A 10,141-nucleotide genomic window follows, 5' to 3' on the forward strand; every position below is an offset into this window, starting at 1 on the left:
CCGGGGTCGGGGGCCGGGCCGGGGCCGGGTGCTGGTCCGGGGCCGGGGCCCGGGTGCGGGCCCGGGGTGGGGCCGGGCGGTACGGGGTCGGGGAACGGGTGGGTCATTGGTTCCTCCAGCGGGTCGGAGGCGGATCGTGGCCGGGGCCGGCGGAGGGCCGGGCCCGGCCGGTTCCACTCTCTCCCGCCTCGCGTGCCCACGCCCGGCGAGTCCACGCGTCCACTGCTCCGAAGGCGTGGACGCGGGGGGCCCGCGCGGCGCGGGTGGCCGAGGTCAGCCCTGGGTGCGGCTGAGACGCACGACGGGGATGTCGCGGCTGGTCTTGCGGCGGTAGTCGGCGTAGGGGGCGAAGACGTCGACGAGATGCGGCCAGACGCGTTCCTTGTCCTGAGCCGAAAGGGTCTCGGCGCGGGCGTCGAACCGCTCGGTGCCCACGCGCAGCCGGACGTCCGGCTCGTCGCGCAGGTTGAGGTACCACAGCGGGTGCTCGTCGGCGCCGCCGTTGGACGCCACGATCAGGTAGTCGTCGCCGTCGCGGCCGTAGATGAGGACGGTGCGCCGCCACTGCCCGGTGCGGCGCCCGCGATAGTCGAGCAGGAGGCAGGGGGCTCCCTGGACGGTGGTGCCCTTGGTGCCGCCCGACTCCTCGTACACACGGGCCTGTTGGGCCACCCAGCCCGTCGGACTGATCACGGCTTCTTCGGATGAGGTCATGGTCGAACCCTAGGGCGGACGACCGGCTGCCGCCTCATGCCTGGGGTTGATCCACCGCCGGTTCCGGCCTCCGCGGCCCGCACAGCCGGGCGGCCGCGCGCAGGCCCGTGCGGGGGCTGGCGAGCACGGGCACGGCCGTGGTCGCGCGGTCGGCGGCGTCGGCCATGGACGCCTGCGCGAGGACGACGGCGTCGACCGATCCGGCGATCCCCTCGACTGCGTCGGCGACGAGCCGCAGGAACCTCTCCCGGTCCCCCGCCTCGAACCGCTCCCAAGCGCCGTCCACCAGGGCGGTGCGTACGTCGACGGGGCGGCCGGCGCGGGCGGCCTCCTCCGCCACCAGGGCGGACGTCGGCTCAAGCGTCGAGGCGACCGTGGCGACGACAGCGACGGACGAGCCCGCCCGCACCGCCGCGGCGGCCATCGGGCGGTCGACGCGGAGCACGGGCACGCCCACGGCGGCGGCGTGGGACTCGGCGACGCCGCCGATGGTCGAGCAGGTGCACAGCACGGCGTCCGCTCCCCCGGCGGCGGCTTCGACGAGCGCCGCCCGGACGGCGTCCGCGACGGCGTCCGGGCCCTCGGCGCGGGCGCGGGCGAGCAGGTCCTCGTGGACGAAGTGGCGCAGCGCGAGCCCCGGGTGGTCCGCGTCGCGCAGCGCGTCGAAGACGGGGACGTGCGCGGTCGAGGTGTGCAGCAGGGCCAGCGTCACCATGCCGAGGGGTCCTCCTTGGCCTTGGCGAGGGCGGCCTCGACGAGCGGGGCGGGCGGGACCGGGGCGGCGGCCGGGTGGCGTTCGGCCCACTTGGCGACGTACGGGCACAGCGGCACGACGGCGAGGCCCTCGCGGGCGGCCGTCGCGTACAGCTCCCGGGCGAGGGCGCCCGCGATGCCCCGGCCCGCGTGGGCGGGCGGCACCTCGGTGTGCACGGGCACCAGCGCGGGCTCGGGCGTGCTGAGCGTGAAGTACGCGATCTGCCCGACGGTCTCGCCGTCCTGCTCCGCGTTCAGGGCGCCCGCGGCCCGGTCGTCGCGGATGTCGAAGTCCCTGCCGGTGTCACTGCCCGTCATCGCCGCTCCCTCCACCCTTCTCCACTCTCCACCCACGCTTCTCCATGGGCCGAGCGCCTCCACGGGCCGAGCGCCTCCGCGGGCCGGGCGCCCCCAAGGGCCCGCCCGGGCCGCCCGGTTCCGTTACGAGGTGACCCAGCCCCGCGCCCGCGCCAGGTCGACGACGCAGGCCCGCACCTGCTTGATCTGATCGCCCGTCAGCGAGCCGACCGAGTCGAGCAGGGCCTCCGTGAGGTCCCGGGTGAACGCGTCGGCCGCCGGGGCGGCCCGCTCGCCGGCCGGGGCGGGCACGGACCGCGCCGCCAGACCGCCGCGCGGCAGTTGGTGCGAGTTCGACTGGTGGACCAGGCGGATGCGGGACGCCTTGGGTCCCTTGTCCCCCATCTCCAGGAAGAACTCGACCTCGCTGCCCTCCTGGTAGAGGTACTTCTCGTCCACCAGGTCGTTCGCGTGCATGAAGACGTCCTCGTCGCCCACCTCGGGGGCGATGAATCCGTACCCGCGGACCTCGTCGAACCGCAGGACCTTTCCCGCCGTCAGCCCGGACATGCCACCACACCTCACCCACACCACACGGCGGCGCCACCCTGTGTGAGACCGCCACAACCGAATGAATCCGTGTACCGGGAATCGGTAGACGGATGAACCTCTATCCCGAATCTACCGTGCGGTACGCGCCGGCGGCGACGGTGGTCGATCACACCCCCCAGCGCTCCGCGAGCACCGCTTCCGCACCGGCGACGACCCCCTCGACCGAGCCGGGATCGGGCGTCCAGCAGTCGCTGACGATGTGCACCGCCTCGCCGGGCAGCGGGGTGCGGACGCGGGGTGCGACGGTGCCGGGGTCGTGCCCCGGCCGCCACACGTGCCACGCGCCGTCGTGCGGCGCGCTGTTCCAGTCCTGGGCGAGGGCGGACAGCGGGGGCTCCAGGTGCGGCAGGCCGTGCATCCGCGCGAGGAGGCGGTGGGCGTGCTCGGCCTTGGCGCCGGGCGCGCGCAGGGCGTCCCACGTCCTGGTGGCGGGGCCGCTCGGGTAGGCGGCGAGCAGCAGCGCCGGTCCTTCGGCGCGGGCGGGGCCGGGCGGCGGGCAGGTGCCGCCGTACCAGAGCTGCCGCAGCGGCAGGTCCGTCGTGCCGCGCCCGCGGGTGATGCCGAGCCGCTGCCACCAGGCCGTCCGGTACAGCAGGAAGAGCTTGTGCGCGGGCACGGCCTCGACGGCCGCCAGGTCCGCGCGCAGCCGGGGGGTGAAGGGCAGCCCGTCCTGGTCGAGCCGGAGCAGTGGGCCCTGCGGGAGAGCGAGGACGACGGTGCGTGCGTGGACGTGGCTGTGTTGCCCGGTGACGCGGCCTTCGGGGTCCTCCAGGGCGAAGGTGAGGCGGTAGCGGACGGGGCCGGAGGGCGCGGTGCCGTCCGGCGGGGCGTGGCCCGGGTCGCCCGGCGTCACGCGGTCGACGCGCAGGAGGCGGTGCCCGAGGCGGAGGCCGCCGCCCGCCGCCGTGAACCGGTCGCACAGGGCACGCGGCAGGCTCTGCATGCCATGACGCAGCGTCACATATTCGGCGTGCGGCGGGGTGCGGAAGAGGATGCCGAGCTGTTCGGCGGCGTTCTCGCCGCTGGAGCCGATGTCGTATCCGCCCGTGTCGTGGAGGAGCGCGACGGCCTCCGCGCCGAGCACCGCCCGCAGCGCTTCGGCGTACGCGGACTGCCTCAACGGGACACCTCCGACGACTGCTTGGTCGCACCGCCGCCGGAATTCGGTCGCCGCCCGCGCGGCCCGGTGCGCGTCGCCCCGCTCCAGCGCCTCGTGGTGGGAACGGCGCAGCTCGGTGAAGCCCGGGACGAGCGTGTTCGCCGCGCGCAGGACCAGGTCGCCGGGGCTCAGGCCGCGCTCGTCGTCGGCCAGGTCGTACGGAAGTCCCACGGGGTCGGTCAACTGGCGCAGGCGCAGGCTCACTCCGCGTACGTGGACCGGGTTCTCGGGGCGTCCGAAGTCGAAGGGCACGAGGTCGGGCGTGAGGCCCGCCTCGTGGACGACGTCGAGGACCTGCCGCAGCCCGCGGTGCAGGCGCATCGCCCCGAGGTCGGCGTGGAGCCCGTCCGCCATCGGCACCGACCACAGCCGGCCGCCCACGCGGTGCGTGCGCTCGAAGAGCGCCACCCGCTCGGGGCGGAATTCTCCCGCGCGTTCCCTGCGGCGTGCCAGGCGATACGCCAGGAGGCAGCCGCCGATTCCGGCTCCTACTATCGCGGTATCGAGCCACGGAACGGCCGGAAATTGACGGTGAGTTCGCGTGCTCGCAGGCGCCTCCGTGTTTGCCACTGCATGGTTTACCGCACTTTTCTGGTGATCTACAGTCGCGTTCACGTACATGTCTTAGCACGCCGGAGAGAAACCATGATCTTCCGCAAAGATGTCGTCGCCGAAACCGCGGGCGCCTATGACACGTTGTCCGCCTACTTCCAGGACGTACGGTCGTTCTTCGAAGTCCTCAGCGTGCGTTTCAGCCTGCCCGAGTACGGGGTGCGGCTGCGCCCGATAGCCGGGAACGAACTGTTCTCGAATGCCAACAGCTATCTACTCTCCGACGACAGCTCGTACCCGTACTACCTGTGGCTGCCGAGCTGGCTCGGGCGGTTCTACATAGACGCCGACCGGATCCCCGAAGGACACCGGGCCGACGACGTGCGCACCGCGCACGCCCGCCACATCGCCTTCGTCTGGCCGTGGCTCGGCTTCAACGACGCCTACGTCAAGGACGCCGGGGAGCCCGAGTGCTGGTTCGGCGTGGCCGACCCGATGCCGCTGGACCCGGGCGAGACGGTGCGCGCCACCGCGCAGAGCCTCTTCAACCACTTCCGTCTTGAGCACACCCTCGACGGCGAGCACCACGGCTGGACGACCGGCCACTTCACGCCCAACCCGGCCATCGGCTGCGACCTGGCGGGCCGGTGGCACCTGCGCCGGGTGCCGCTGTCGGCGCTCACGAGCTACTACGAGGTCGAGAAGAACGTCATCCAGCCCCTCGGGGAGAAGTTCAGCGAGCTCGCGGGCGGTTCGGCCGACACCCGGATCCCGAGCCATGAGCTGTGCGACCGTGAACAAGTTCGGGTCGCCACCTCCTAGGAGCGGCAGGGCGATAGGGGTTGTTGAGGGGTGCCGCGGGGCTATCGGAACGCCTTGTGACCGCAGAACAATCTCACACGTCCGAGGTGCCAAGACGAGAGGTGACCCATGCGAGGAATCGACAACAGCATCTCCGCCATCACAGTGAACTCCGTCCACCTCGAAGGCGGTCCGAGCACGCTTTCCGGAACTGTCGTCCTCGCCGATCTCAATGAAGTGATCTGCTCCGCTGAGAAGATCAAGATTCGGCTCGGAAACGGTTATGAGCACTATGAGTTCATCGACGCACCGGTCCCCTTCGACGCGTCCGCGCATGACGGTGAATCCGGTGCGTCCGGTCCGTTGAAGCTGCGGTGGGTCGGCCGCACGAAAATCGCCGAGTAGGCGGAGCAGAAGAGAGCGCGACTTCGGATCCCCCCACATCCCCCACAAGAATCGGGCCCCGCCGCTTTTCGCGGTGGGGCCCGATTCTTGTGGGGGGTCGGTTGGTCAGTCGCGCCGGCCGCGCGGGGCGTACGGGGCACGGCCGCCCTGGGCCGGAACCGGCTGCTGGTGGTGGCCGGCGTACGGGGGCCCACCGTGCTGCGGCTGCTCCGGCCTGATGCGGCGCGGCCACCACGCGGCCCGCCCGAACAGGGCGGTGAGCGCGGGCGTGAAGAACATCGCCATCACGAACGCCCCGATGACGATGCCGAAGGCGACCGCGAACCCGATCTGGGCGAGCGAGACATCGCTGGCGAGCAGCATCGACGCGAACGTGCCCGCGAGGATCACGCCGGCCGCGGCCACCGTCGGACCCGCGTGCTGGATGCTCTTGGCGGTGGCCTCACGCGGGCCGAGTCCTTCCTTCGCCTCTTCCCGCAGGCGCGCCACCATCAGGATGTTGTAGTCGGTCCCGATGGCGACCACGAACAGATACATGATGACGGGCAGGAAGAAGGTCAGGCCCGACTGGCCCTGGATCTGCTGGAAGAGGAGCACGCTGGCGCCGAGCGTGGCACCGAAGCCGAGCGCCACCGACACCATCAGATAGATCGGCGCGACGATGCTGCGCAGCAGCAGGCCGAGGATGAGCATGATGAGCGCGGCCGCCGTCGGGAAGACCACGGAGAAGTCCCGGTTGACGGCCTTGTTGATGTCGACGAACACCGACGTGACGCCGCCCACCTTCGTCTCGATGCCCGGCGGGGCCGCCTCGTGCGCCGTGCTGCGCAGCGGGCCGCGTACGACGTCCATCGCCTTGCGGCCGTTGGGGTCCATCGTCAGGACGGCGTTGAACTCGGCGGTCGTGCCGTCCTTGCTGACCTGGGTGCGCGAGGCGCTGCCCACGCCCTTGACCTGCTTGAGGTCGGCGACGAACGCCTTCATGTCCGCGTCGCGGAGCTTCTCGCCGTTCGTGGAGCGCATCAGGACGGTGCTCGGGTTCGTGCTGCCCGCCGGCAGGTCCTTGCTCATGGTGTGCAGCGCGACCTGCGACTCCTTCTTGGAGTTCTCGTCCTCCTGGCTCGCGAACGTCGGCTTGTAGCCGAACGAGCCGAGCGCGAGGACGATCATCAGGAGGCCGGAGCCGATCACGAACAGGCCGGGGCGGCGGGCCACCGACTTGCCCACGGCCTCGAAGCGAGCCGCGCGCGGCTCCCGCTGCCAGGACTTGGAGGGCCAGAACACCTTGGTGCCCATCAGCGAGATGATCGCCGGGATCAGGGTGAGACTGGCGAGCAGGGTCACGCCGATGGCGATGGCCAGGGCCGGGCCCATCGAGACCAGGAAGCTGAGCGAGGAGAGCAGCAGCGCCAGGAAACAGACGATGACGGCTCCGGCGGCCGAGGCGATGGCCTCGCCGACCCGGCCGACGGCGGAGATCATCGCGGTCTTCGGGTCCTCACCGAGCCGCAGCCGTTCCCGGTAACGGAACATCAGGAACAGGATGTAGTCGGTGCCGACGCCGAAGAGCACCACGATCAGCAGCGACGACACCGAGCTGTCGGCCTTGAGGTGGAACTCCTTGGCGGAGATCGCGATGAGGCCGTTGGCGATCTGGGAGACCAGGGTGATGCCGACGATGGTGAGGACGGTGATCGTCGGACTGCGGAAGATGATCGTCATCAGGACGACGATCAGGACGATGGTGCCGATGAAGATCAGCCCGTCGGCCTTCTTGGACGCCTCCTCGTTGTCGAGCTGAGTGGCCGCGTCACCGGTGACGCCCACCTTCAGACCCGAATCCGCGACCAGCGGCTTGAGGTCGTCGCGCATGTCCTCGACCGCGTGCTGCTGGCCCTTGTCGCCCGCCTTCACGTCGGCCATCGACACCATCACCGTCTGCACCTTCTTGTGCGGCGACGGCGGCGCGGTGACGACCTGCTCGACCTTCTCGTACTTCTTGGCCTCGATGGCCTTGCCGACCTTGGTGACCTCGGCCGAGTCGGCCTTGTCCAGGGGCTTGCCGTCCTCGCGCGTGAACACCACGATCGCCGACGGGCTGAAGCCCTTCGGGAACGCCTTCTCCTGGATCTTCTGCGCCTGGATCGACTCGTAGTGCTTGGGAAGGAACTCTGCCTGATCGGATGTGGTGGTCAGCGACGGGGCGTAGCCGATCACGGCCGCCCCGGCGATGAGCCAGCCGATGATCACCAACCACCGGTGGCCGACGACGAAACGTCCTAGTGCTTTGAACACGGTTCCTTCCTCCACTCCGGAACACACCGGAGTACTTGGGCTTCCAGGGCTTTTTGTGCGGGCTCGGGTCGGGTGGTTCTAGTGGTCCTCGGCCGACGGCGGGTCGCAGAACGGTCTGAGGAGGCCCGGCAGCGCCGCGTCCGCGAGACCGAGACCTTCGGCGATGCCGACATCGCGGATCCGGACGGCGCCCTTGCCCGCGGCGGTGGTGGCGGTCAGCGTGCACAGCCCGGCACGCCGCTGCGGGTACGACTGCCTGCCGGTCCAGCCGACGATCCGGTCCCGCCGGAGCACCACCGTGCGGCGGACGAACGTGCCCTGCCGTACGACGAGGTAGTCCCCGTGCAGCGCGTGTCCGAGGCCGCGGTAGGCGTCCCACGCGAGCGGGGCGCCGCAGGCGGCGGTGAGCAGCGCGGCCGCGGCGACGGTCCACCAGGGCAGCGGGCCGATCGCCGCGCCGGCCCCGGCCAGGGCGGCTGCCACGGCCGGGGCCAGCAGGCATCCGCGCACCAGGCGGCGGCGCAGGGCGGGCCGGGGGTGACCGCGCAGCGCTGCCTGGGTGATCGGCGAGGACGTCTCGTCGAGGACGTCCGCCGTGATCCGGTGCGCGGAGTCGAGGGGCGCGGCGGGCATCAGCTGCGCCGGGTTGGAGAAGCGGGCGCTGTGCCCGCCGAGCCCCGTGGCCAGGAGGTTGAGGCGGGCCGCGGAGAGCAGGCGCAGCGGCAGCGGCCGGGTGAGCTCGACGCCGCAGATCCGCCGCTCGGCCACCGACACCGACCGGGACGTGAGCAGCCCGCGGACGAGGTGCAGGGAGCCTTCCGGTTCGCGTTCGAGGCGGTATCCGTACCATGCCTCGGCGAAGGTCACCAGGGAGCCCGCGACGCCGATGGCGAGCAGCGCCGCCGTGACGACGGCGACGGCCAGGGCGAGCGGCACGGAGGACAGCCAGTCCCAGACGTCCCGCGCGGTGCCGCTGTCGGCGAGGTCGAGGCCGAGGGTGTCGAGGAGCTTGGAGCCACCGGTGACCACGGCGAGCACCCCGGCGAAGGTGGTGACGGTCAGCGGCGCGTACCTGGCCCAGGACCAGCGCATGCGCGCGAGCGGCACGGGCAGCGCCGGGCTCGCGGCGGAGCCGTCGGGGTTCGTGGCCCCGCTCCGGCTCAGGAGCAGCGCCCGGAACTGGAGGGCCTGCTCGCGCGAGATCCCGTCGAGCACCAGCTCGTCGTCCTCGCTGCGGGCGGTGTGCTCACCGGTGCCGACCTTGACGGCCGCGAGGCCGAAAAGGCGGTGCACGGGGTTCGCGGTCAGGTCGGCGCTGCGGACGCGGTCGCGGGGAATCGACTTGTCGGTACGGAAGAACAGCCCGGAGTGCAGCTCGACCTTGCCGTCGGTGATGCGGAAGCGGGTGGTGCGGTAGCGCACCCACTCGTGGCCGGCCTGCACGCCGGCCACCACGATGTAGGAGCCGAGCACGATCAGGCCGTGCGCGTTGAGCAGGTCACGGGCCGCGAAGATGGCGCCGAGCAGCGGCACCGCCGGGCCCACGAGCCAGCTCACGCTGACCACGATCATGCGGGGGTGCAGCCGCTGCCACGCCTGTTCGGCGGGCGACGGCGGCATGTCGGGCCCTCCGGGCGCGTCGAGCAGCGGCGTACGTGTGCTCACGTGCCGTCCTCGTGCAGGGCGCGGACGCGCTCGGTGAGGTCCCGGACCAGGGCGACGGCGAGGTCCTTGTCCAGGCCGTCGATGGTGACCGGGCCCGCCGCCGAGGCGGTCGTCACGGTCACCGCGGACAGGCCGAACAGCTGCATCAGCGGGCCGCGCTTGGTGTCCAGGGTCTGGATGCGTGTGAACGGCACGACGCGCCACTCACGGATGAACCGGCCGGACGTGGCGCACACGGCCTCGGTGCTCGCCTCCCACCGGTGCACGCGGTAGCGGTACCAGGGGGTGAGCAGCGCGTACGCCACGCCCAGCGGGCACAGGACGGCGAAGGCGGGCCACAGCCAGGACGGGGTGTCCGGCACCAGCGCGAGGGCGGCGGCGATCCCGGCGAGGACCGGCACGACGACCAGGAGGTTCTGCGTCAGCCACCAGTGGACGGCACGGCGGTCCGGGCGGCGGCCGGGCGCCGGCGCCGAGAGCAGGCGCGGCGCGGCGGCGTCGGGGACCGCCTCCGGCCTGTCTCGTGGTGACTGCCGCGTCTGGTGTGGCACTGCTCCTCCGGGCCCCTTGGCTGTTCGTTCCGGAACAGCCAAACAAGCCGGGCGGCCAGGCAGGCAGAGCGGTTCGGGTGGAGTGGAAGCGACCAAGGTTGCAACTTCGGCGGCGCGCTACCCACTTTCGTACGCTCCGCTGTTTCGTAGGGACCAGGTCTGCTTCCGGGGCGCGCGGGCGACAGTAGGGTGACCGCGTGATAGGGCCGATTCGATGGTTGGGCCGCAGCGCCGTTCAGGACGCCATCCTCGTCGCCACACTCATCTCCCTCAATGTCTTCGTCGCCTTCTGGAGCGGCTTTCCCCGGGAAGAGGACCCGCGGTTTGGGCCGTGGGC

General features: G+C 71.8%; 10 protein-coding genes. 2 read left to right on the forward strand and 8 right to left on the reverse strand.

Translation table 11 applies throughout. The features are described 5' to 3' along the window. Positions 1–273: 273 nt before the first annotated feature. The 5 genes from STRAU_RS22705 to STRAU_RS22725 form a co-directional block, all read right to left on the reverse strand. Positions 274–714: a nitroreductase family deazaflavin-dependent oxidoreductase gene (locus STRAU_RS22705; protein ID WP_016642718.1), complete on the reverse strand. Its 441-nt coding sequence runs from the start codon at positions 712–714 to the stop codon at positions 274–276. A 34-nt stretch (positions 715–748) separates the two neighbouring features. Next, entirely contained in the window at positions 749–1,429 is a 681-nt protein-coding gene (locus tag STRAU_RS22710) for an aspartate/glutamate racemase family protein (protein WP_016642719.1), read from the reverse strand. Next, positions 1,423–1,785 carry a GNAT family N-acetyltransferase gene (locus tag STRAU_RS22715; protein WP_037661204.1) on the reverse strand — a complete coding sequence of 121 codons (363 nt, stop codon included), beginning with the start codon at positions 1,783–1,785 and terminating at the stop codon, positions 1,423–1,425. The genes STRAU_RS22710 and STRAU_RS22715 overlap by 7 nt, the downstream gene beginning before the upstream one ends. 123 nt (positions 1,786–1,908) lie before the next feature. Continuing rightward, positions 1,909–2,334, reverse strand: coding sequence for a cold-shock protein (locus STRAU_RS22720; protein ID WP_016642721.1), 426 nt, complete (start codon positions 2,332–2,334; stop codon positions 1,909–1,911). A gap of 148 nt (positions 2,335–2,482) precedes the next feature. Continuing rightward, positions 2,483–4,156, reverse strand: coding sequence for a flavin monoamine oxidase family protein (locus STRAU_RS22725; RefSeq protein WP_078621410.1), 1,674 nt, complete (start codon positions 4,154–4,156; stop codon positions 2,483–2,485). A 24-nt stretch (positions 4,157–4,180) separates the two neighbouring features. Between STRAU_RS22725 and STRAU_RS22730 the strand changes: the two genes are divergently transcribed. Further along, positions 4,181–4,909 (forward strand): hypothetical protein, encoded by a 729-nt coding sequence (locus STRAU_RS22730; protein ID WP_016642724.1) that lies wholly within the window; start codon positions 4,181–4,183, stop codon positions 4,907–4,909. A 108-nt stretch (positions 4,910–5,017) separates the two neighbouring features. Further along, positions 5,018–5,293 carry a DUF5988 family protein gene (locus STRAU_RS22735; RefSeq protein ID WP_016642725.1) on the forward strand — a complete coding sequence of 92 codons (276 nt, stop codon included), beginning with the start codon at positions 5,018–5,020 and terminating at the stop codon, positions 5,291–5,293. A gap of 105 nt (positions 5,294–5,398) precedes the next feature. On the opposite strand, the gene STRAU_RS22740 is transcribed toward STRAU_RS22735, so the two are convergent. The 3 genes from STRAU_RS22740 to STRAU_RS22750 form a co-directional block, all read right to left on the reverse strand. Further along, a complete protein-coding gene (locus tag STRAU_RS22740; protein ID WP_106968008.1) occupies positions 5,399–7,588 on the reverse strand; it encodes an MMPL family transporter in 2,190 nt (729 codons plus the stop codon). A gap of 78 nt (positions 7,589–7,666) precedes the next feature. Beyond that, the gene (locus tag STRAU_RS22745) at positions 7,667–9,253 is read right to left on the reverse strand and encodes a PH domain-containing protein (RefSeq protein WP_016642727.1); all 1,587 of its coding nucleotides are present in this window, start codon (positions 9,251–9,253) and stop codon (positions 7,667–7,669) included. Further along, positions 9,250–9,804 (reverse strand): PH domain-containing protein, encoded by a 555-nt coding sequence (locus STRAU_RS22750; RefSeq protein ID WP_016642728.1) that lies wholly within the window; start codon positions 9,802–9,804, stop codon positions 9,250–9,252. Before STRAU_RS22750 ends, STRAU_RS22745 begins: the two co-directional genes overlap by 4 nt. Between the last annotated feature and the right edge of the window lie 337 nt (positions 9,805–10,141).

This window comes from Streptomyces aurantiacus JA 4570 (assembly GCF_000414115.1).
Taxonomy (GTDB): Bacteria; Actinomycetota; Actinomycetes; order Streptomycetales; family Streptomycetaceae; genus Streptomyces; species Streptomyces aurantiacus_A.